Annotated in this window: 15 protein-coding genes and 2 tRNA genes; 6 read left to right on the forward strand and 11 right to left on the reverse strand. The window is 35.0% G+C overall.

Annotated elements, in window-relative coordinates; genetic code table 11:
• Positions 1-230 precede the first annotated feature (230 nt).
• On the forward strand, positions 231-857 hold the full coding sequence (locus ABFR62_05390; GenBank protein ID MEN8137848.1) for a hypothetical protein: 627 nt from the start codon (positions 231-233) through the stop codon (positions 855-857).
• Positions 858-1,273: 416 nt separating this feature from the next.
• Here the strand turns inward: ABFR62_05390 and ABFR62_05395 are convergent, their stop codons facing one another.
• The 11 genes from ABFR62_05395 to ABFR62_05445 all read right to left on the reverse strand — a co-directional run bounded on the left by ABFR62_05395 (position 1,274) and on the right by ABFR62_05445 (position 14,962).
• Positions 1,274-3,460: a glutamine synthetase III gene (locus ABFR62_05395; GenBank protein ID MEN8137849.1), complete on the reverse strand. Its 2,187-nt coding sequence runs from the start codon at positions 3,458-3,460 to the stop codon at positions 1,274-1,276.
• A gap of 138 nt (positions 3,461-3,598) precedes the next feature.
• Positions 3,599-4,762 carry a sodium:calcium antiporter gene (locus ABFR62_05400; GenBank protein MEN8137850.1) on the reverse strand — a complete coding sequence of 388 codons (1,164 nt, stop codon included), beginning with the start codon at positions 4,760-4,762 and terminating at the stop codon, positions 3,599-3,601.
• A 93-nt stretch (positions 4,763-4,855) separates the two neighbouring features.
• Positions 4,856-5,368: an adenine phosphoribosyltransferase gene (locus ABFR62_05405; GenBank protein MEN8137851.1), complete on the reverse strand. Its 513-nt coding sequence runs from the start codon at positions 5,366-5,368 to the stop codon at positions 4,856-4,858.
• 505 nt (positions 5,369-5,873) lie between these two features.
• Positions 5,874-5,947: transfer RNA gene (locus tag ABFR62_05410), tRNA-Arg, on the reverse strand.
• Between the two features lie 152 nt (positions 5,948-6,099).
• A tRNA-Arg gene (locus ABFR62_05415) sits at positions 6,100-6,173 on the reverse strand.
• A 71-nt stretch (positions 6,174-6,244) separates the two neighbouring features.
• Positions 6,245-6,520, reverse strand: coding sequence for an ATP-dependent Clp protease adaptor ClpS (locus tag ABFR62_05420; protein ID MEN8137852.1), 276 nt, complete (start codon positions 6,518-6,520; stop codon positions 6,245-6,247).
• Positions 6,521-6,928: 408 nt separating this feature from the next.
• Positions 6,929-11,296 (reverse strand): hypothetical protein, encoded by a 4,368-nt coding sequence (locus ABFR62_05425; GenBank protein ID MEN8137853.1) that lies wholly within the window; start codon positions 11,294-11,296, stop codon positions 6,929-6,931.
• 86 nt (positions 11,297-11,382) lie between these two features.
• Complete coding sequence (prmA, locus tag ABFR62_05430; protein MEN8137854.1) at positions 11,383-12,216, reverse strand: 50S ribosomal protein L11 methyltransferase; 834 nt, start codon at positions 12,214-12,216, stop codon at positions 11,383-11,385.
• A gap of 186 nt (positions 12,217-12,402) precedes the next feature.
• Entirely contained in the window at positions 12,403-13,161 is a 759-nt protein-coding gene (tpiA, locus tag ABFR62_05435) for a triose-phosphate isomerase (GenBank protein ID MEN8137855.1), read from the reverse strand.
• A 148-nt stretch (positions 13,162-13,309) separates the two neighbouring features.
• Positions 13,310-14,350: a BT_3928 family protein gene (locus ABFR62_05440; GenBank protein ID MEN8137856.1), complete on the reverse strand. Its 1,041-nt coding sequence runs from the start codon at positions 14,348-14,350 to the stop codon at positions 13,310-13,312.
• A gap of 48 nt (positions 14,351-14,398) precedes the next feature.
• Positions 14,399-14,962 carry a DUF1599 domain-containing protein gene (locus ABFR62_05445; protein ID MEN8137857.1) on the reverse strand — a complete coding sequence of 188 codons (564 nt, stop codon included), beginning with the start codon at positions 14,960-14,962 and terminating at the stop codon, positions 14,399-14,401.
• Between the two features lie 155 nt (positions 14,963-15,117).
• Between ABFR62_05445 and folP the strand changes: the two genes are divergently transcribed.
• The 5 genes from folP to ABFR62_05470 all read left to right on the forward strand — a co-directional run bounded on the left by folP (position 15,118) and on the right by ABFR62_05470 (position 24,014).
• Positions 15,118-15,954: a dihydropteroate synthase gene (gene folP / locus ABFR62_05450; protein MEN8137858.1), complete on the forward strand. Its 837-nt coding sequence runs from the start codon at positions 15,118-15,120 to the stop codon at positions 15,952-15,954.
• A gap of 52 nt (positions 15,955-16,006) precedes the next feature.
• Positions 16,007-16,789, forward strand: a complete 783-nt coding sequence (gene cdaA, locus ABFR62_05455) for a diadenylate cyclase CdaA (GenBank protein ID MEN8137859.1) — start codon at positions 16,007-16,009, stop codon at positions 16,787-16,789.
• Positions 16,790-17,258: 469 nt separating this feature from the next.
• Positions 17,259-21,734 (forward strand): glutamate synthase large subunit, encoded by a 4,476-nt coding sequence (gene gltB, locus ABFR62_05460; protein ID MEN8137860.1) that lies wholly within the window; start codon positions 17,259-17,261, stop codon positions 21,732-21,734.
• A 1-nt stretch (position 21,735) separates the two neighbouring features.
• Entirely contained in the window at positions 21,736-23,151 is a 1,416-nt protein-coding gene (locus tag ABFR62_05465; protein ID MEN8137861.1) for a glutamate synthase subunit beta, read from the forward strand.
• A gap of 224 nt (positions 23,152-23,375) precedes the next feature.
• Positions 23,376-24,014, forward strand: coding sequence for a hypothetical protein (locus ABFR62_05470; GenBank protein MEN8137862.1), 639 nt, complete (start codon positions 23,376-23,378; stop codon positions 24,012-24,014).
• The last annotated feature ends 169 nt before the right edge of the window (positions 24,015-24,183 follow it).

Consider the following 24,183-nt stretch of genomic DNA (forward strand, 5'->3'; position numbering starts at 1 on the left):
ATATTTTACAATAACAAAACTTAGCTACTTTATCAAAAAAGCATGATTTCAGACATGCTTAAATAAATATAAATGCTATAGGTTTATATCATATTTAATTAACACAGCCCCTGCAGATAAAATAAGTAAAAAGTTTGGGTTATTTCCTTGACTTCAGCGTATATAGTTATATTTTGCGGGGATATAGTATGTTAGGCACAACGCAGAAAAAACCAATATAAACTTCAAGTATGAATACATTGTTTCCTGACCCAACTTGGGAAGAAATTTTTCAAAAATATCAGGGATATAATCTTGTGGAAGAATATTATTACGATGATATTTTTGACAAACATAGTTATAGGTATGAATTTGATTTTAATCTCGGTGAAAATGTAGTGAAATTATGTATAAACGATTTAACGACAACTAATCGTGCCGGAGGAGATAGCCACAAAGTATCACATTTAAGAGACAGATACCTTCAAGTTAGATTCGAATATATAAATGAACCTAAATTCAATTTTTCACTATATGAAAAAAACTTCTTTTTATCGTTTTTTGATAAAATACTATTTAAAAATATTTCACTTAAAAGTACAGCTTTAGAAAGTCGATTTTCGCTTGAATCTAATAAACGAAAAGTTGCTAAAAAGTTAATTCCATCACTTTTATTTATGAATAATATTGAAAATATTTCTTGGGTAAAAAATGACGTAATTGATTTTAAAACAGCAAAAACATACTTAGTTGTTTCTGTAAATAATTGGATAAGACATACTGAAGCAATTGAAAAATTGATTGAAGGTAGTAGTCATTTATTTAAATCTACAATAAATGCCGAAAAACAAATATATTATCAAAAATATAAGAAATAACCTTGAAACGCAGTGCCTAATCGAGTAGACGGCTGACGGTTAAAATACCGCCAGTGCACCTCTCACACCACAGTACGTACGGGGCTCGTACCTGCCTAGTCGGCAGACAGGTACGGCAGTTCTCTAAATCATAGGAAATAACGATTGTTTATAATTTTTGGTTATTTGCTGATACAAAACTGACATTGAAACATAATCTCTTTTATTAAGGCATTGCAATGTTATGGTTGAACCCAATATAGGACTTTGAGCATTTACTTAACCCCCATGATAAAAACAAAATACCTCTTAAAACTTTGCTCAAAGGAGTAAAATTTGGCAAATGACCTTTGATACCATTCACCACAAACACCTCTCTAAAAAAAATCCCCCCTGATTTCTCAGGAGGGATTCAAAATTTATTTTTAGATTACAAATTACTTTGTAAACAACATTTCGCGGTATTTTGTCAATGGCCACATTTCGTCGTCAATCAAAATCTCGAGTTTATCACAGTGGTATCTAATCACATCGAAATACGGTTTAACATCTCCACAGTATTTTAATGCTTTTTCTTCAATGTCCTCAATAGGGTTAATTACCTTACGCTCCTCAATCATTTTGTTAATTTCAGAGTTGATTACAGAAATACGACTTGAAATCTCTTTAATCATATCTAATTGCTCAGCAGCAATTGATTTGAAATCATCTCCGTATATTTCCTTTAACCCTCTTACATTCTCTATCAACAGATTTTGATATTTTACAGCCGTTGGAATTACGTGATTACGAGCCATATCTCCTAATACACGTGCCTCAATCTGAATACGCATTACATATTCCTCCATCTGTATTTCTTTACGGGCCTCAAGCTCAACTCTACTCATTACATCATTGTCTCCGTAAAGTTTGATTGTCTCCTCTGTAAGAGCAGCTTTAAGAGCTGTTGGTGTAGATTTGTTATTGCTCAACCCACGTCCTTCGGCTTCTTTCACCCATTCATCAGAATATCCGTCACCTTCAAATAATATATGACGTGAAGTCTTAATATAATCTCTAAGAACATTAAAGATTGCATCATCTTTCTTAAGACCACCTTCAATCAACTTATCAACTTCTGCTTTAAACTCTTTTAACTGTTGAGCTACGATTGTGTTAAGAACTGTCATCGGCTCTGCAGAGTTTTGATCTGATCCTACAGCTCTGAATTCGAATTTATTTCCTGTAAATGCGAATGGAGAAGTACGGTTACGATCTGTATTATCAAGTAAAATTTCAGGAATCTTACCTACAACATTCAATTTCAACTCAGTTTTTTCTTCAGGAGAAAGTTTACCATCTGTAACATTTTCCAACTCATCAAGAACCTCAGTTAACTGAGAACCGATGAAGATTGAGATAATTGCCGGTGGAGCTTCGTTTGCTCCCAAACGGTGATCATTTCCTGCTGTAGCAATTGCAGCACGTAATAAATCAGGATATCTCCCAACCGCTTTAATAGTATTGATAAAGAAAGTTAAGAACTGAAGGTTCGACTTGGGTGTTTTACCCGGGCTCAAAAGGTTTTTACCCGTATCAGTACTCAACGACCAGTTGTTGTGTTTACCTGATCCGTTGATCCCGGCAAATGGTTTTTCGTGGAAAAGAGCTCTAAAGTGGTGCTTACGAGCAACTTTTTCAATGATATCCATAAACAAAGAGTTATGGTCGTTTGCAAGGTTTACTTCTTCAAATACCGGAGCAAACTCAAACTGGTTTGGTGCAACCTCGTTGTGACGGGTTTTTACCGGAATACCTAATTTAATAGACTCTGCTTCTACCTCTTTCATAAACTCGATAGCACGATCAGGAATAGATCCAAAATAATGATCGTCTAACTGCTGACCTTTTGCAGGAGCGTGTCCAAGAAGTGTCCTACCTGTTTGCAACAAGTCGGGACGAGATTTAACTAAAGCTGAATCAACCAGAAAATACTCTTGCTCTAAACCTAAAGTAACAGTTATTTTCGTAACATTTTTATCGAAATATTTAGCTACTTCAGTTGCGGCTTTATCAATTGCAGTGTTAGCTCTTAATAATGGAGTTTTATTATCTAAAGCCTCTCCTGTATATGCAACAAATACAGTTGGAATACAAAGTGTATCCCCAATTACAAAAGCGGGAGATGTTGGATCCCAGGCAGAATAACCACGAGCTTCGAAAGTATTACGAATTCCTCCGTTAGGAAAACTTGATGCATCAGGTTCCTGCTGAGAAAGCAATCCACCGTTGAATTTTTCAATAGCACGTCCATCCATTGTAGGCTCGAAGAAAGAATCGTGTTTTTCGGCAGTAGCTCCTGTTAGTGGTTGAAACCAGTGAGTATAATGCTTTACACCTTTCGAAAGAGCCCAGTCTTTCATACCGGCCGCAACCTGATCCGCAATTTTACGGTCAATCTGAGAACCATCTCTTGTTGCACTCATTACACTTTGGTAAGCCTCTTTTGTTAAAAATTGAAGCATTGCATGCTCATTAAACACGTTTTCACCAAAACTTTCTGATAATCTCTTTTCTGAAAGCTCAACTTTTACCGGCTGACGGGTAAAAGTCTCCCTTAAAGCCTGAAATCTAAATGTAGACATATGTATGTGTTAGTAATTATTATCTTATTCGGATGCAAATATGATAATAATATCTAAACTAGCAAACACCCCGCCTATTTTTTACCTAAAAAGAAGTTATTTTTACACTTTCAACAGAACTACCCCCTATTTTTTTTGCTATATCGTAAAATATTCACTGATTTTATATAAAAAATCCGAAACATCATTCACTATCCCTATTTGAAATACCTTACTTAACACAACAAATAAGAATAATAAATACAACAAAAACACAACTATCACCTTACTAATTGAAAGTTTATTGCCGGAAATAAAAATCAAAAAAACTGCTACAGTAATAAATAATAACAAAACCAAAAGTTCTGAAATATCACGTTGAACTTCCGTTTCCAAATTTATTTCGCCAAAGATCAAACCAAATAATAATACCGGGAATCCAACCGCAAAACCAATATCAAATACATTACTTCCAAAAGCATTAGAAATAGAGTCGTCATAATTTCCCTTAGATGCATCTTTATACGATAAAAAAGTATCCGGTACACTTGTAGCTGCAGCTGCAATTACAACAGAAACTATAAATATTGGAATGCCCAACGAGTCTCCCAGCATAATACTTGCCTCGGCTAAACCATAACAAGCAGCACTCATCATTGCCATTGAAAACAACAATAAAAGCCATGCCCGGGTATTATTAATACTACCGTGACCTACAAATGCCTGCTCGAAGTTAAATTTCCAGAACGATGCAAAGATTTCACGTTTACGCCGGCTGGGTATTTCGGCTTTATCAGTTATCTGCTCCTCTAAACATTCCGTATCCTTTTTATCCATTGTAGCAAATAAGTATATCAAATACAAAAGATAGAATCCCATCAAGGCAGCTCCTTCTATCCACGACAAACTATATCCGTCCAGGACTCCGGATTTCACCATAATAATCAGTAAAACATTTACTATTATTAAAGCAATACCATCTCTGACAATAACCTTTCTCGAAAAACTTAATTCGCTCTTCTTAAACTTAAAATAAACTGACATCCCAACAATGAATGGAATTATTGCAACATTAAATACAGCTGACCCGGCTGTTGTTCCAAGTCCGGCAGCAAATCCCTGAGAATTCCTCAGAATAAATAAAAAGAAAATTGTTGTAAGCAATTCCGGTAAGGAACTCCCGATAGCATTAATTGTTGCTCCCTTCACTCCATTACTCAGGTTTCGTCCCAAATAATCAGCAGCACTCTCAAAGCCTTCTCCTGACTTCCATATAACAAACGATGTTACTACAATTATTATTAATGCAATAATTATTTCCATTTATTTCTTAATGTTTAGATTTTAATCCTTAGAGTAATATATAATCCGGATACTTAATAACCTTATGTAGTCAGATCTCTCATCGAACTCAGGTTAATATTGTACTAAAGAGTTTACATCATAACCCTTTAATTTAGAAACTCCATTCAGAAAGGTTAAATCGATTAAAAAATCAAGCTGTACAACTTCTCCTCCGGCTTTTTCAACAAGTTGAGTCACTGCCCTGGCAGTTCCTCCGGTAGCCAGAACATCATCATGTATCAAAACCTTATCTCCGGGACTAATAGCATCAATATGCATCTCCAAAACATCTGTACCATACTCTAAATCGTACTCCTGCCTGTATGTTTTGTATGGTAATTTACCCGGTTTACGAACCGGAATAAACCCTGCTCCTATTTCGTAGGCTATTAACGGTCCAAAGAAAAAACCTCTGGACTCCATTGCTACAACTTTATCTATTTTTTTTCCGTCAATTAACGATAAAAATCTTTTTAAACCTTCGTGCAATGCCTCTTTACTATCCAATAAAGGGGTAATATCCTTGAAGCCTACTCCGGGTTTTGGAAAATTATCTATATCTCTTATATATTTTTTTAAATCCATCTATTTTTAATTTTGAAAGGGTAAAAATACGATTATTATTGATTTGGGTATTTATGATTTTTGATTTATAGCCTCATTTGTTATTGGTTAAGTCTTGCGAGATAAATAATCTTAAATACTCTAATTGCTAAAAAAACGATTAACTAGTCTAAATTATTTAGCGATTAATGAAATTACAATCGCTTCGCTTTGTAATTTTGCATGAAACCTGTAACCCTTGCCATTTCCTTCGACAGGCTCAGAAACTAAGCGACGGTCAATGTGCGAAGCCGAGGGGAGCAATCTTCCAAGATTACTTCGTGATCTTGATTGAGCTCCATGTTGAAAATGTAAAAGCTTCAAACTTATCCCTTACAGGTATATCTGATTATATTGACAGAATTTCTAAGGGGATAAATTTGGCTTTTTTCATTTCTAAAAACTTACAAAAGCGAGCTTTTGACGTTTTTAGAAATGAAAAAAGCTCATCAAAACAAAAGTTTTAATGAGCTTTTACGCTTATTTGTGACCTCGACAAGATTCAAACTTGTAACCTTCTGAGCCGTAATCAGATGCGCTATTCAGTTGCGCCACGAGGCCATTTTGTACTATCAATAAAATATGAACTCTAAAAACAACAAAAACATGTCCTTTTTAGCTTATTTGTGACCTCGACAGGATTGCTTCGCACCCCTTGAGCTCCACTTTGAAAATGCAAAAAAAGTAGAAAAAACTATTTTTACATTTATTTGTGACCTCGACAGGATTCAAACCTGTAACCTTCTGAGCCGTAATCAGATGCGCTATTCAGTTGCGCCACGAGGCCTTATTGTTTTGCGGATGCAAAGGTAAAGTTATTATTGATTTTAGAAAATATATTGCAGTATTTTTTTGAAATTATTTTATAGTGGCAGAAAGGCCTAACTGTAACAGCTTATTATAACGGGGTTTAAGGTATTTCATACTACCGGATTTCACTCCACATTTCCCGTTATAATGAGTTATCATAGCACATTGCTCAGCTTGTTCAAGATCGTGTTCACAAACACTTATCAAAGCCTCAATCACAAACTCAAAGGTATTCACATCATCATTAAACAAAATAATCTGATGTTTATTCTCTTTTTTCGTTTTTGAAGAAAGCTTTTCTAAAGTTTTTTCGCTTGGTGACATAAAAATATTTTTACTACTTGGCAAAAGTAATGAATTAACAATTACAATAATATAATATTGGTTGAATTATACCATTTACACTTTAAATTTACTGCAAAATAAAGTAGGAGATTTTTGCCTTAGTTGAAAAAGAAATAAGCGTAGCGATTCATGAACACCTTTAAAAATTAAAGTTCGTGAACTAAAATTTCAGCATCTTGGCTCAGCCTAGACGGTTAAATTTTATTTTGATGAATAAGGTAAAAATATTCGTTTTATTGCGGTAAATTTAACTTGTAGATGGTATTACTTACAATAAAGGATAAGCACTATATGTACATAAATTATACAATTAAAAAGGCTGTCTTAGTTTAAACTAAGACAGCCCTATTTCACTTATTTATATTTTGGCAAAAGAACCAGACTTTTCTAAATATACTTTTGCTGGAATGTTTTAACTTTTAAACGTGATGCTTTTTTAAATCGATATTTAATATCGTTTACCTCATACGACCTATCCTCTTCTTCTATCGCATCAAACATATCCATTATCAGTTTCTGGTTAGTATAGAAATCCAACACATTATCTCTATATCTGAAATAGTAATATTTACCATTTTGAGAAACAATATATATGGTATATTCATCACCTCCACGTCGTTTATTAATCTCAACTCTACCATTAAAAACCTTATTAATGATACCACCATTGAAATTTTGTACACTAATATTCTGTTCTGATAAGAATAAATTTTGTTCCGAATCCCAATCAAAATTCATATCACTCAGCAATATACTAAACTGAAGATCTTTTGGAAGTTTTTGTCCAAATTCAAATAAGCCACCTTCAGGCTTTTCTTCAACCGGTTTATTCAACAACCTTGAGAAAGCCATTTTCTGCAGATCAGATTCTTTATCTATTACCCCTTTGGAGCCGGCTAATTCTAAATCCCGCCTAATCGCATCCATTATTGACTCGTTAAATTCAAAATTCATACCTAGCACCAGCTCTGCTTTCATTTCTTCTGAATTCATATCATAATCAACATTTCCAAATGCTCTTACATCAATCACCTGATCAGGATTATAGAATTTCATTTCCCCACTAGCTCCCAACCTACACTCATCGTTATAGAACCTAACTTCATTTTCAACAATATTGTTTATTGTATCTCCCCCGATAACATAACATGCTTCCGGTTCATCGTAAGAAATTCGACCTTTTGCCGAAATAAAATCAACATCTATCAAACTCCTGTCGGTTGATAAAAAGGCTGCAGAATACGAACTATCAACAGCATAGATCCCATTGTATATAAATGAATACCTAGACTGATCTTCAAAGTTTTCAATTTGAACTCTTACATTCTTAGGATCAACATTATCATAAATAGGCACCTCTCCGGTTTCTATGTTATCACAATAATTTTGAATACCTGAATATCCTTTAAACTTTAAAAAATTAGATTCGCCGGATACTTCAACTTTTCCATTAAAGCTAAAATACGGGTTAAGCATAAATTCTTCTTCAAACATTAACTCTCCAACACCAATAGATGTGTTAGTCTGGCTATCAACATAAAGCTGCCCGAAATGAATTGGATGTTTTATACCGTCTATATCTTTATAGAAGTAATCGGCACTACCGCTAAATTTATCTGACGACTCTATCACAACACTTGCCTTTTCCAAAACATGTTCGTTTCTACCGACACCAATCTTCACTTTAGCATTTTCGAAACCTTCCATCCATCCATTCTCCATAACAACAAGCTTCAGGCTGTCAGGATAAATCAATGCATCAGCAACTTCAATTCCTTCAAGATAAGACGCCTTGATCTCATTGGTAATTAAACTATAACTTGCAATCTTAGCCTGAAACCTCAGTGAATCCTGTGTTGGATCTAAGGAAACAAACCAAGGTATCTTTTCTATGTTCGTACTTTTTAAATCAACTGTTTTATCATCAATATTCCAAACAACATTATCGATATATGCTTCATATTTATTTGAAATAAATTCAACAGTAGCATTGTTTTCCTCCAACAGGAAATGTCCTTTTCTATTCGCTAAGTCTACTTTACCATATGAATTGATAACTCCAAACTCAGAAGGAGAATCTATATTTTCTCTCAAATTGAAATCTAAACCATATCCCTCAAAATAATCCGCATAGAAATTATAATAATCACTATTAATATCTGCAGTTTCAAAAGAAACATTACCACTACCGGTAAGTTTACTACCTGAGAAATTTAATTTCCCTGTACTTGTCAATATACCGTCATACATCACAAAAGGTTTGTCCAACAACGATATTGTAAGGCTATCAGAATTTGGTTTCCAAAACACATAAACCGAATCGGCCGATACTGTTGGAGTACTCAATTTCTCGGTTTTTATTTTATCAACATTAAAACCAGACGCCACACACATGAGAGAATCAGGGTAGAACTCAACATTTGTAGACTCAAACTGTGAAGAGAGGTAACTAACCCGGCCCCGCCCATTCAAGCCCTGCATGTTCAAAGTAATTTCATCATTAAACACCCCTTGTTTATACAGCTCTATACCTTCAATTTCGGTGTCATAAATAAAACCAAGCGAGTAATCCTCCTGAACCTTCAAATCATATTTGAATTCTGGAAAAATTCCATTTGCATGTACAACTCCCGGAAACTGTACCATCCTTGAACTAATAGCATTCAATGAATCCAATTCAAAAGGATCCAGTTTTACATAAAGCTCATCTCTTTTATAAACGCTATCTTTTATTTCGGGTAAATCATAAAAAACAAAGGCGTCTTTCGTGTTTTTAAAAATTGGATATTGTGCTAGTCTCAATTTTCCGGACTTATTCCCCGGGTCATCAATAAACAATTCCCCTTTAAGCGAATCTATCTGATTTCTTACTTTAACATAGTAAAACTTTCCGTCATTATTCCTTTTCCAGGAAGGCACATAGAATGACATTCTCTGATTACCATTCATTACAACAGTAAAATCATCATAATTAAAATTATAATCACTTCCTTCAAACTCGTAATTCCCTACATTAATATTACCGTTAAATTTGAAATACAGATTTTGAAGCACAGTTAAAGAGTCACTCGGAAATACCGATACACGTTTCTCGTTAGAAAGGTTTACGCGGCTAATTCCAAGAATTAGTATTTCTCCGTTATCAAGATCGATAGTTCCTTTTGTAGGTTTTCCTTCCGGGGTTTGAAAAGTTATAACATCATAGTCTATCTTTTTCTTGTGCGCATCTACTACATTCAAAAACTTCTCACTAAAACGTACTCTGTCCAAATCAGTTTCTACATAAACATATCCTAACGCACCAAGCTCCATTAATAAATGAGAAGCATACTTCTTTGGCATTCTCATATAAGTTGCAACCAACTCTATAGGAAAGTAAGTCATACCTTCATAGTAATCGTACATATCACGAAGCTTGATAAGAGGATTCACATTGTTTGTTCCCTGAAATTGTTTAAAAATTTCCTTTTCGTAATACTTGTTCGACACAAATGGTACATCTACATAATCTTCAGTCGTAAAAAACAATTTACTGCTGTCTCTTTTCCACGCAAAACTCTTGAGGTACATATCAAGGTTGTTAAAAGAATTGGAATATGAAGATTGAGATAATCTGTTATTATTCTTCCTTACAATTAATTTCTCATTGAGAATATCATAATTAAATGCAATTTCAGGATGATAGATAGAGTCTTCCTTTAATGCTATACTAACATCCGACTGACTGGAAACAAATCTGTCTCTATAAAAGATAAAACCTTTAGAACTTAAAGTAATGGCTTTTTTATTTGATTTTTTATAAAACAAAAACGCACTGTGATCCTCTCCACCTACACCGTAGAAAGTATTACCCCTAACCATCAAACCTCCATTGTAATCAACTCCTTTAACTATATCTTTAAAATAATAATCTGTTGTATAACTATTAAAGATAGGATACACCTCTTTTTCTGCACTACCTGATTCTACTCTATCGGTTAATTGTCCGATAATTTTTTTCTTAATGAAGTAATCGCTGCTTAGTGCAACTGAATCAGCAGTAAATCCATTTTCACCAACATTTATCTTGAAGTTTTTAGCACTTACATAAAGTGAGTCTCTTGAATAATATTTCGAATTCCAGTATATTTTTGCCTCATCAACCTGAATTATTTGCTCAGCAGGAATAAAAGCCCCGTTAACTTCATATATTTTTAAACTATCTCTCCCAACCCCACATTTCAAATCAGTATTTGAAAATGAATATCTGATCAACTCCGAGGAATCGTACTTTAAACCTCCCAAAGTATCTGATACAAACCAATTTATTTTTCCTTTAGGATTGAGCAAAGACGCAGATAAAACATTATAGTTCGATTCAATAAACTTCTCCCTATCGGCCCGGATTCCTTTTATCTCATCTAAGTGTTTTCCATAAGCCTTTAACCACGAATATGTACTTTGATTACTTCCCTTACTAAATTCATCAATAAGAACTGCAGATTTTAGAAATTGATCATAATATTCGAAATCCTTTATCCCGGCACTTTTCATTTTATTCAAAATCCCCAGTATCAAGACCTGATTCGCCTCTTTATACTCATCGAAATCATCAATAAACTGCATTGCTGCCTTTTCCCCGAATTTATTTTTTACACTAAAAAATTCGATTAACTCCGACTCGAATTCTCCGGGAGCTAAGGTGGTTTTTCCCTTTTCCTGTGCAGTTAAAAGTTGACCTATTAACAAAAGAAAAATTATTAAGCTTTTTTTCATTTAAGATTTATTTATTGGTTAGGTGCTAATTATATGTAATCTTTACTCTTCTAAAAATTATTTTACTTTTTCTATTGACTGTATCTCTATTTTTTCTTCAGCCTCAATGATGCCCATGAGTTCTTTTCTCTTCTCTCCTGCAGTTCAAAATCATATTTCTCGGTTTCAGCCAATAAAAAATCAATATCATTTACATAAAAACCACTCAGCAATATTTCTCCACCGGATTTTATAGACATTGCATATTTCGACATATCATTAATCAATATATTACGATTGATATTAGCAATGAACAAATCATATACCTTTTCCTTCTTCAAAAAGCCGGCATCACCCATGGCTGCATTAATAAAAGCTACACCATTTCGCTCAGCATTTTCAACAGTATTTTCATAGGCCCAGTCATCTATATCAACAGCATCAACCTTTGCAGCACCTTTCTTGGCAGCCAAAAGTGCTAAAATTCCAGTTCCGCAACCCATGTCCATAACTGTTTTCCCCTCAACATCCATATCCAATATATAACTAACCATCAAATGGGTAGTTTCGTGGTGCCCCGTACCGAACGACATTTTGGGTTCTATAACTATTTCATATTCCGCATTTGTCTTTTCGTGAAAGGGTGCTCTTATCACACAACGGTTATCAACATTTATCGGTGAAAAGTTTTTTTCCCACTCTTCATTCCAGTTATGAGGTTTTACCTTATTTTTTTCATAATTTATTTCGCACAAGCCATTGCCTAAAACGGATATTTCGGCAAAACTGTTTTCATCATAGAGTTCTGTTTGAATATAAGCTAAAACCCCATCCTCTGTATCTATGAAACTCTCAAATCCCACTGCTCCTAATTCTGCTTCCAAAACATCCTTCCAGGGCTCTAAAGGACTAACTGTAAACTTAAACTCTAAATATTCCACCTTATTAAGTATTTTTTTATCTGATATAAATTGTATTAAATCCTATTAGAATTCAATACTTACAATCTTCATCAAACAAATAATTAATTTCAATCTTATTTACGAACACCAAATTACGAAACTTATAAAAAAAACAAAGGAACCGAGACGGTTCCTTTGCATAAAAAATTATATTTTGAAGTTTTACTATTCAAAAGCAGTAACGATAGCCATAAAATCTTCAGATTTCAATGCTGCACCACCGATTAAACCACCATCAACATCTTCTTTTGAAAAGATCTCTTTAGCATTTCCCGGTTTTACAGAACCACCGTATAAAATTGGAAGTTTTGCAGCAACTTCTGCACCGTATTTTGCATCTACAACCTTACGGATGTGTGCGTGCATTTCCTGCGCTTGCTCAGGTGAAGCTGTTTCTCCTGTTCCAATTGCCCAAACAGGCTCATAGGCCAAAACAATCTTATCAAAAGCACTTGCTTCAAGGTGGAAAAGACCTTTTTCTACCTGCTCAGCAACAACACCAAAATGACTTCCTGATTTTCTTTCCTCTAAAAGCTCACCTATACAGAAAATTACTTCCATATTGTTTGCTAATGCAGCATCAGTCTTTTTAGCCAAAAGCTCATCTGTTTCGCCATAAATTGCACGACGCTCAGAGTGACCTAAAATAACTTTTTCAACACCAATTGCCGTAAGCATATCTCCTGCAATCTCACCTGTATAAGCTCCATTCGTATTCTCATTCATATTTTGAGCTGCTACCTCAATTTTTGAATCTTTTAGTTCGCTTACAACACCAGCAAGGTTTACAAATGAAGGTGATACTACAACCTCAGCAACAGGCTTTTTCTCTGCTACTTCTATTGCTAATTCTTTAACTAACGACAAACCTTGGTTGATGTCGTTATTCATTTTCCAGTTTCCTGCAACGATTTTTCTTCTCATTGTTTCCTATTTTTTGCAAATATATAAACTAAGTGCAATTTGAAAGTATTTACACTTTATTTTTATTCCTTTTTGTAAGCTGATTATTTATTATGGGAGTTTTTTGTAATTCTAACTCAATATCCTGAAAGGGAATTAGGTTACTATACTATAACGCATACTTTTCGGCCACTACTCCTTTTTTCAATCTCAAAACACCAGGATTAGCTCTAATAATGGTTTTACACGTGATATTATCTATACTGTAAACACTTATATTTCCACCCATATTTTCTTTAAAGGCAACAACATCTTCATCCGGTGACGGTGAAATAACAATCACCTTTTCTTCACTTTTTACAAGTTCTTTTATTCTATTTATCATTTCATCATCAAGCCTCAGGTCAAGCGAAACTATGCACAAAACATTTTGATAAGCTAAAATTTCATCAGTAAAATCATCTCCTCCCATAGTCAATGAAAAATCGTGTATTGGCGATTCGTACCCCTTACTTATCAGCTTTGTTTCTCTATCTACATATTCTGCCCCCTCAATATCCCATGGGTTCTCATCGGTTGAAAACTCTTTTACTTCTCCTTCAACTCTATAAAACCATGTTTCTTCATAAACATCTTTAGCAGCTCCTTCGGGAATCTCCATCAACTCAGGAATATTTGCTCCGATTTTGTAGGGTCTGAAATCAATTATCGGCAAATTACTTATTGAATATAAAGCTACTGACGAACCTATAACAATGATTACAACTTCGGCTAACACAGCAAATTGTTTTTTATTAATATGCTTTCGTCTAAACCACAGGAACATGGTCATTGTCAATAAAACCATATCCTTTCCAAACGACTGCCAGGGAGTAAAATGAATTGCATCGCCAAAACAACCACAATCGGTTACTTTATCAAAATAGGCAGAGTAAAATGTTAGAAAACCAAAGAAAACAAACATTGCGATAGACAAAAGCAAAGTTTGTACAATCCTCCAGCCAAATATAATTGCCACTCCTAAAATCACCTCTACCAAAGAAACCATAAAACCGTTTGCAAAAGCGTATTTCATGAAGAATGGTAAATCCAAAACATCGGCAGAATAATACTCTTCCAGCTTATAAGCAAACCCCAAAGGATCGTTAAGCTTTACAAAACCGGAAATCATTAATATTACACCTAATACGTATTGAATTAATTTAGTCATGGGAATTTTGGATTTATGATTTATGACTTATGATATCTAATTTTTGAACTAAAACTCCGGATTTCTCTCCTCTTCCATTTGTATCAAAGCAAAAACTGCGTAATTCATCATATCCAAATAATTTGCATCAATACCTTCCGATACCTGAGTTACACCCTGATTATCTTCAATTTGTTTTACTCTTAATATTTTTTGAAGAATCAGATCTGTCAATGAGCTGATACGCATATCGCGCCAGGCCTCACCATAATCGTGATTTTTATCCTCCATCAGTTTTTTTCCGCTTTGCAGAGCGGCTTTATATAATTCTAAAGCTTTTTTTGGCTCCATATCTACCTGATCTGCTATACCCTCCTGAATCTGAACTAAAGCAATTGCAGAATAGTTTACAATAGCAATAAACTCCCCTTCTTCCGACTCGTCTATTTTCTGAACAGCATTATTCTGGATGCTTCTGGTTCTGTTTGCCTTAATAAATATCTGATCGGTTAATGAAGGTAGCCTTAATATTCGCCAGGCCGGACCATAATCTTCCAGTTTTTTTTCGAATAAAACTGCACACTTATCTAATATTGTCTGAAACTGATGTGATGTTTTCTGTAATTTGGTCATTATCAACTGTTATAAATCATTTAATCTAGATTGCTAATATACATTTTTTACATATTCATACATTAGGCTTTTTAGCTTACTTTTGTTAAAATTTTTTGATTACAGCTTACAAGTCGTACAAACCTGTATCTTGCAACTTGCAACTTATAAATCCTATGTCAAAAACATCAATTAATGTAAATGGTAAACTGCTAGACCTGTCTACACCAAAAGTGATGGGAATATTAAACATCACTCCCGATTCGTTCTATTCAAAGAGTCGTTTTGATGAAAATGATATAATCATCAAGCAGGTTAAGTCTATGATAAACGACGGAATGGACATAGTCGACATTGGAGGATATTCTTCAAGGCCGGGTGCCAAACATATTTCGGAACAGGAAGAAGTTGAAAGAGTTCTTCCGGTAATAGAAATCATCCATGAAAATTTTCCCGATCTGGCAATTTCAATAGATACTTTTAGAGCTAAAGTAGCCGAGAAATCCGTTAAGACGGGAGCGGGAATAATAAACGATATTTCGGCCGGCGAAATGGATGCAAAAATGTTCGAAACTGTTGCCGGACTAAAAGTGCCATATATTGCAATGCACATGAAAGGTACTCCGCAAAACATGCAGACCGATCCCGTATATTCAGATATAATGACAGAAATACTATATTATTTTTCAGAAAAGATAAACCGACTCCATCAACTTAATGTGAATGATATTATACTTGATCCCGGCTTTGGCTTCGGAAAAACAGTTGAACACAATTATGAAATACTAAACAAATTTGAATTATTGCATAACACCGGACTTCCAATACTTACGGGAGTTTCGCGAAAATCAATGATAAACAGGGTATTAAGTACAAAACCCGAAGACGCTCTTAACGGAACCACGGTTTTAAATACCATTGCCCTGACAAAAGGAACTCAAATTTTAAGAGTTCACGATGTGAAAGAGGCAAAACAGGCAATAACACTTTTTCAAAAAATTATTAATTCTTAATTCAATTAATGATTAATATTTATATTTTTACTTCAAACAATAAATCACAGAATTGGATTTTTTAGATTTAAGATTTCTCGACCTTTTAGATATACTGCTGGTTGCATTATTCATGTATCAGCTCTATAAACTTGCAAGGGGAACTGTTGCAATCAATATATTCATTGGGGTTACGGCTATTTACCTCGTATGGCAAATAGTAAAAGCCCTGAAAATGGAGATGTTGAGCGAAATTTTAGGGCAATTCATTGGGCTTGGAGTTCTTGCATTAGTAATTGTATTCCAACAGGAAATAAGGAAATTCCTGTTATTTATAGGCTCCGCGAATTTAAAATCCCGTCAAAGTTTTTTTAAACAACTTCGCTTTTTTAAAGAAGAACAGATTCTTCGTACAGATGTGGATGCAATAATCTCCGCCTGTGTTTCGATGGGTAAAACAAAAACTGGTGCGCTAATAGTTCTGGAGCGAAATAATAAACTCGAGTTCTTAATCAATAGCACCGGTGATAAAATGAATGCAGAGGTCAACCAACCTATAATCGAAAGTATTTTTTATAAAAACTCTCCCTTACACGATGGCGCAATTATAATATCTAAAAACCTGATTTTAGCTACCCGTGTAATTCTACCTGTTTCATCTTCACATAATATTCCGTCAAGATTAGGCCTTCGCCATAGAGCAGCAATCGGGATTACCGAAAACACCGATTCTGTTTGCCTCGTTGTATCGGAAGAAACCGGAGAAATTTCTCATATTAAAGATGGCGATATTACAATTAAAAAATCTCATTTAGAGCTTACCCAGATGGTGAAAGAGGATATGGCGAATATCTGACACAAATACTAAGCTGGCTTTTTATTTAATAAATATTACTGTTTATAATTTTCCTGACAGTACCATTCAAAAAAAAAAAAGAAACAGCACATAAAAACATTTTCAGCCATACAACTGAAAAATTACACTTTATTACTACACACCCCCTGTTTTTACTACAGTACTACCGATTTAAAACATGTAAAAAAGACATAATCCCCTTGTTTTTTTTCTTCAAAAGCATTATTCACACCGCAAACCAATATACAAATCTCAATTTTTCACAAATAATTTTAACAAATTGTCAATAATACACTTATCTAATTTATAAAAAGACAAAAACATAGGTCAAAATTGCATTCATCAAATTATAGCTATATATTCACATCACAATTTTAGTTTTACACTATTACACTTATCGGTATTTTCATTACAATCTGTAAAGTCACACACATAATATCGACTATATTATTACTATAATAAAATTTCTATGAGTAAACGATTTGGAATGTATGTTCCTGAAATGGAACATGACGCATGTGGTATTGGATTTATTTCTCACTTAAAAGCAAAACCGTCACATAAAATTATAAATAGAGCACTTACAATGCTCGAAAACATGGAACACAGAGGTGGACAGTCTGTTGATGAAAAATCAGGAGATGGAGCCGGGATATTAATTCAGTTACCTCATTCATTTTTCAAAAAGAAATCTATTCCATTGGGAATTGAACTACCTAATAAAGGTAAATATGGTGTTGGAATGGTATTTTTTCCTGCCGACAAATTCAAGCGCCAACAATGTAGAAATATACTTAATGAATATATCAATAAAACAGGCTTAGTCTTATTGGGCTACAGAGATGTTCCTATTGATAACTCTACCCTGGGGGAAGCCGCTTTAAGTACAGAACCACGAGCTGTACAGGTTATCGTAGAAGCAAAAGAAGATATTGATCAGGATGCTTTAGAGCGCAAACTATTTGTACTAAGAAAATCATCAGCCCATGCTATTGGCAAAGAAGTTGATTTAGAAGACGGAGAATATTATGTTACAACTTTCTCTTCTAAAGTAATAGGTTTCAAAGGTCAATTTACAACTCCTCAACTAAAAGAATACTACGAAGACCTTAGAGATGAGAACATGAAAGCGGGGTTTGCGATGGTACACTCTCGTTTTTCTACAAATACTTTTCCAAAATGGAAACTGGCTCAACCATTTCGCTACATTGCCCATAACGGTGAAATAAACACCATTAAAGGAAATGTGAACTGGATGAAGTCTTACCAGAATCTTCTGGAGTCTTCTCTATTTACCAGGGAAGAACTGGAAATGATAAAACCTATCGTTAATCCAAGTAATTCAGATTCAGCAAACCTGGATAACATTATCGAACTTCTTGTACTAGGAGGTCGTTCATTGGCACATGTATTAATGATGCTTGTTCCTGAAGCCTGGCAAAACGACGGCAAAATGGATGAAGAGCTGAAAGCCTTCTATCAATACCACGCATCTATTATGGAGCCTTGGGATGGCCCTGCTTCATTAAGTTTTACCGATGGAAACTCAATAGGTGCTACTTTAGACCGTAATGGTTTACGTCCATCGCGATATCTGGTTACAAAAGACAACCATGTAATTATGGCCAGTGAGGCAGGCACCTTAAAAATTAAGGATGAGGAAGTACTAAAAAGAGGTCGTTTACAGGCTGGAAAACTGTTTTTAGTTGATTTCAAACAAGGAAAAATTCTTGAAGATGAAGAAATTAAAAACGACATCTCTACAAGAAAACCTTATAAAAAATGGCTGGAGGTTAACGAAAAACATATCGATGACCTTAAACGTGCAAAAGAAGGTTTAATATTTATATCGAAAAAAGAACTTAAACACCGACAGGTTGCAAACGGTTATACACGTGAAGTTCTGGAAAGAATACTAAAACCAATGAGTTTAAATGCCAAAGAACCTATTGGTTCAATGGGTAGCGATATTCCATTAGCCGTTCTTTCGGAAAAGAATCCGCATTTAAGCCATTATTTCAAACAATTATTTGCTCAGGTATCTAACCCGCCTATCGACCCTATCAGAGAAAAATCGGTAATGGCATTGAATACAAGTATCGGTAAAACCTACAATATACTATCTGAATCGCCTCGACACTGTAAACAAATTTCTTTGGATCAGCCTATTCTTACTAACGAAGAATTAGAAAGAATAAAGAAGCTTCCGCCACAAGATTTCAGATCAAAAGTAATTGATATTACATTTAAGAATACCGGAGAGAAAGATGCATTGAAAAATGCACTTGATGATATCTGCAAACAAGTTGACGAAGCAATATTAGATGAAGAATCAAACTTATTGATACTTTCAGACAGAAATGCAAACATCAATTATGCTTCAATTCCTTCGCTATTAGCGCTGGGGACAATACATCACCACCTTGTTCGTAACAGACACCGTGTGCGTGTTGGCCTTATTGTTGAAGCAGCAGATATATACGAAACACACCATTTCGCCACTCTAATCGGATATGGAGCTACTGCGATTAACCCGTATTTGGCTTTTGCAAGTATCAAACATTTAGATGTAGACATTGAATTTACCGAGCGAAGAGCAAATTTTATAAAATCGATTAATGCCGGTTTATTAAAGATTTTTGCAAAAATGGGAATCTCTACATTACAATCGTATCACGGTGCACAAATTTTTGAAATAATCGGATTATCAAACGAGGTTGTAGAAAATTCATTTACCGGAACAGTTAGCAGAATTGGCGGCCTGAGCTATTATGATATTGGACGGGAAGTTCTGAACAAACACAACAGGGCTTATAATCCAAACATCAAATTCAACCTTCCGCTGGGTGGTGTTTTTTCATGGAGAAGAGAAGGCGAACGTCATTTATTCACTCCCGAAGTAATAGCTAAGCTTCAAAAATCATCCCGACTAAACGATTACAATACATACAAAGAGTATGCTAATCTGATAAATGAGCAAAGCGATAAAGGTGCTATAACCCTAAGAAGTTTACTGGAATTCAAACATCGTGTATCTATTCCAATTGAAGAAGTAGAACCCGTAGAAAATATATTAAAACGATTCGTAACCGGAGCTATGTCATTCGGATCAATTTCTTACGAAGCCCATACCACTCTTGCCAAAGCAATGAACCTTATTGGAGGCAAATCAAACAGTGGTGAAGGTGGTGAAGACGAAAGAAGATATATCACAAAAGAGGGTGAAATATCAGAAAGATCAGCTACAAAACAAATAGCCTCTGGTAGATTTGGTGTCTCAATAGAATATTTGAATCAAGCCGATGAACTTCAGATAAAGATAGCACAAGGAGCAAAACCAGGGGAAGGAGGTCATTTACCGGGACATAAAGTTGATGATTGGATTGCAAAAACAAGAAACTCTACAAAAGGAGTTGGTTTAATTTCACCTCCTCCACATCACGATATTTATTCTATCGAGGATTTAGCCCAGCTAATATATGATCTGAAAAATTCGAACCCTAAAGCCCGTATCAATGTAAAATTGGTATCTGAAACAGGTGTTGGAACTGTTGCTGCAGGTGTTGCAAAAGCACAGGCTGAAGCAATATTAGTTTCGGGCTTTGACGGTGGTACAGGTGCAGCTCCGCTAAGTTCTATCTATCACGCGGGATTACCATGGGAAATGGGACTTTCGGAAACTCATCAAACACTGGTTAAAAACCAGCTGAGAAAAAGAATTACTCTTCAAACCGACGGACAATTACGTACCGGTAAAGATTTAGCCATTGCTACACTTTTAGGAGCAGAAGAATGGGGTATTGCTACTGCAGCACTTATTGTTGAAGGTTGTGTTATGCAGCGAAAATGTCATCAGAATACATGCTCAGTAGGTATTGCAACTCAAAGACCTGAACTGAGAAAAATGTTTGCCGGAAAAGTAGAACATCTTGTAAACTTCTTTACTTTCCTGGCAAACGATATGCGCGAACACATGGCATTGTTAGGCTTTAGAACTGTTGATGAGATGGTGGGGCAAGCTCAGGTATTACGCCAGAAAAAAGAAATTCATCACTGGAAACACAGTAGAATAAATCTTGATTCTATGCTTGAAGCATATCCAAAATTCAGCAATCAGATTAGTAAAATTCACCAATCGGCAGATAACCTCGACCGGGTAATCTGGAATAAAATCAAGAATGAAATAACATTAGATAAAACCGTTAATCACTCTACCGACGTTCTTAATACAGACAGGGCCGTTGGTACATATTTATCGCACGAGCTCTACCACAAGTTTGGTAAAAACGGACCATCTTCTCCTATAAATTTAACATTTAATGGTTCTATAGGTCAAAGCTTTGGTGCCTTCGCTATTAAAGGATTAAACTTAACGCTAATAGGCGAGGCTAACGATTATGTCGGGAAAGGCCTGTCAGGAGCACAAATAATAATAAAACCTTACTCATACACCCGCGACGATAATGAAATAACAATTGGTAATGTCGCTTTTTATGGTGCTATTTTCGGAGATTCATACATAGCAGGTCCTGCAGGTGAGCGTTTTGCTGTTCGTAATTCAGGTGTAAATATTTATGTTGAAGGTGTTGGTGCCCATGGTTGCGAATATATGACAGGAGGTAAAGTAATTATACTTGGAAGAACGGGCAGAAACTTTGCTGCCGGTATGACAGGTGGTATTGCTTATGTTTACGATAAATACGACAAACTTGAACGCAGACTAAATCCTGCTGATGTAGCTTTAGAAATTTTATCTGACAGTGAAATTAATTATATAAAAGAACAAAGCGAAAAACATCTTGAACTTACAGGAAGTCCAAAGGCTAAAGAGTTTTTAGCTGATTTTGAAAATCAGATAAAACTATTCAAAAAAGTAATGCCTTATGAATATAAAAGAGTTTTAGAAGAAGAGAAAAAGAATGAACTAGTAAACGAAAATATTTAAAATGGGAATAATAGGAGCATATCTAACTACGGAAAGAAAAGATGAATCTTACCAGGATAAGAGCGAGAGAATTCTTCATTTTAATGAATTTACTATCCCTCTTAAAAAAGAAGAATTAGAAAAGCAGGCATCGCGTTGTATGGATTGTGGAGTTCCATTTTGCCATAGTGGTTGTCCGCTGGGTAATGTAATTCCGGATTTTAACGACGCTATTGCCAATGAAGATTGGAAAAAAGCAGCACAATATTTATTTGCAACAAATTCCTTCCCTGAATTTACAGGAAGAGTTTGTCCTGCACCATGCGAATCTTCGTGTGTATTAAGTATAAACCAACCTGCTGTCAGCATTAAGCAAATAGAAAAAAGAATAGTAGAAAGTGCCTATGAAAACGGTTGGGTAAAAACAACAGAAGTTACGCCTACCGGTTATAAAGTAGCTGTTATTGGTGCCGGTCCGGCCGGATTGGCTGCAGCCGATAAACTTGCCGCATCGGGACATGATGTAACAGTTTACGAAAAAGACAAATATGTTGGTGGACTATTGCGATATGGTATTCCTGATTTTAAACTGGAGAAATCTGTAATAGAACGTCGTATTGAAGTTATGGAAGAAGCCGGTGTTGAATTTATCACTTCTACCGAAGTTGGTAAAGATATTCGACTTCACGATTTGGATAACAGCTACGACGCTGTACTTTTCACCATTGGGGCACAAGAACCAAGAGACTTAGCTGTTGAAGGCAGAGAACTAAATGGTGTACACTTTGCTATGGAGTACCTGCGTCAGTCAAATCAGGTTAACTCCGGAGAATCTAAAAAACTTAGCATTGATGCTAAAGGAAAAAAGGTTCTTGTAATTGGTGGTGGTGATACAGGATCAGACTGTCTGGGAACAGCAATTCGTCAGGGTGCGGAAAAGGTAACTCAGATCGATATTATTCCGGAACCGTTAATGGAAAGATCCAGGGAAAATCCATGGCCGGAATATCCGATAACTTTAAAAACCTCAACCTCACAAAAAGAAGGCGGAGACAGAAAATGGAATCTTCAAACCACAAAATTCATAGGGAATGACAAATTGGAAGCCGTGGAAATGCAGGAAGTTAAATGGCTTACAACAGATGGTAAAAAAACATTCGAAACTGTAGAAAATAGTACTATCATAGAAGAATACGACCTGGTATTTCTGGCACTGGGCTTCTTATCTCCAACTATTGAAGGTATTGTACAGGACAGCAATCTGGAACTAACAGAAAGAAACAACATAAAAGCTGATCAAAAGGACTACAAAACATCCCGCAAAAAATTCTTTGCTGCCGGCGATGCCCGCAGAGGCCAGTCTTTGGTTGTTTGGGCAATATCAGAAGGGAGAGATGCTGCCACATCAATCGATAAATTCCTGACAGACAAACAATAACCCCAAGCAATCAGATAACTTTATGTAGTCTGATTACTTTAAAAACTTCGTTTATTTTAGTGAAAAGCGGTCATGACGATTTATGTCATAGCCGCTTTTGTAGTAATTTACTTGTTTTCATTCAACAAAACTTCACCTTCAATAAGATTCTTCTTACAGTTCATAACTTTTATTTTTGATAATAATTACTATTTTTATTTTTCATATTAATAATAATTATTGTTATGCGAACTCAAAGCTTATACTCTTTATTGTTTTTCTTCTCTCTTTCATTAGTCTCATTTATCAGTACCAGCGATAATAATGTATTCAAGAGATACCATATAAAATCGGGGAAAGTAGTTTACAAGTATGAAGGTAAAGCCAGCGGTACCAAAGAATTGTACTTTGACAATTGGGGAATGAAAGAAGCACAACTCGATAATATGACAATAGAGGTTTATGGTATGACGCAAAAAACCAACAATCTCGTAATCTTAGACAATAAAGAAGTTTCTGTAATAAATCTGAATACAAAAAAAGCCTATAAAAGCGACAGTAACGAAATATTAAAACTACAGAAAATAAATCCTGAGGAAAAAGACCTGGCAAAACTAAGCGAACAAATGCTAAAGGATGCCGGAGGAAATAAACTTCCAAATGAAAATTTTCTGGGTAAAGATTGTGATGTTTGGGATATTCATGGAGTTAAACAGTATTCGTGGAAAGGCATACCCCTAAAAATAGAAATAACCATAATGGGTATGGATATAAAAATGACTGCAACAGAAATTTCAACAGATATTAATATTCCTTCATCAAAATTCGAAGTTCCGAAAGGTGTTGTTTTTGAGAAAGAATCGAAAGTAGGTTTTAACTTTTAAATATTTTGCTTTACAACTTCTTATCTATAAATTTACGCTGATTTCGTTATAAAATTTATTCTACAAAAATATATTAGATGAAACGAGCATGAGCAAATTTTCCTAAAACAGGGGGATGACTATTTGCGAATTCCATCCCTGCCTGCAAGACGCAGTCAGGCAGGTGACC

The sequence above is a fragment of the Bacteroidota bacterium genome, from assembly GCA_039714315.1.
Classification (GTDB): Bacteria; Bacteroidota; Bacteroidia; order Flavobacteriales; family JADGDT01; genus JADGDT01.

Coding starts and splice junctions, on each gene's coding strand:
- ABFR62_05390 (MEN8137848.1), top strand. CDS start 231: ATGAATACATTGTTTCCTGACCCAACTTGGGAAGAAATTTTTCAAAAA.
- ABFR62_05395 (MEN8137849.1), bottom strand. CDS start 3,460: ATGTCTACATTTAGATTTCAGGCTTTAAGGGAGACTTTTACCCGTCAG.
- ABFR62_05400 (MEN8137850.1), bottom strand. CDS start 4,762: ATGGAAATAATTATTGCATTAATAATAATTGTAGTAACATCGTTTGTT.
- ABFR62_05405 (MEN8137851.1), bottom strand. CDS start 5,368: ATGGATTTAAAAAAATATATAAGAGATATAGATAATTTTCCAAAACCC.
- ABFR62_05420 (MEN8137852.1), bottom strand. CDS start 6,520: ATGTCACCAAGCGAAAAAACTTTAGAAAAGCTTTCTTCAAAAACGAAA.
- ABFR62_05425 (MEN8137853.1), bottom strand. CDS start 11,296: ATGAAAAAAAGCTTAATAATTTTTCTTTTGTTAATAGGTCAACTTTTA.
- tpiA (MEN8137855.1), bottom strand. CDS start 13,161: ATGAGAAGAAAAATCGTTGCAGGAAACTGGAAAATGAATAACGACATC.
- ABFR62_05440 (MEN8137856.1), bottom strand. CDS start 14,350: ATGACTAAATTAATTCAATACGTATTAGGTGTAATATTAATGATTTCC.
- ABFR62_05445 (MEN8137857.1), bottom strand. CDS start 14,962: ATGACCAAATTACAGAAAACATCACATCAGTTTCAGACAATATTAGAT.
- folP (MEN8137858.1), top strand. CDS start 15,118: ATGTCAAAAACATCAATTAATGTAAATGGTAAACTGCTAGACCTGTCT.
- gltB (MEN8137860.1), top strand. CDS start 17,259: ATGAGTAAACGATTTGGAATGTATGTTCCTGAAATGGAACATGACGCA.
- ABFR62_05465 (MEN8137861.1), top strand. CDS start 21,736: ATGGGAATAATAGGAGCATATCTAACTACGGAAAGAAAAGATGAATCT.
- ABFR62_05470 (MEN8137862.1), top strand. CDS start 23,376: ATGCGAACTCAAAGCTTATACTCTTTATTGTTTTTCTTCTCTCTTTCA.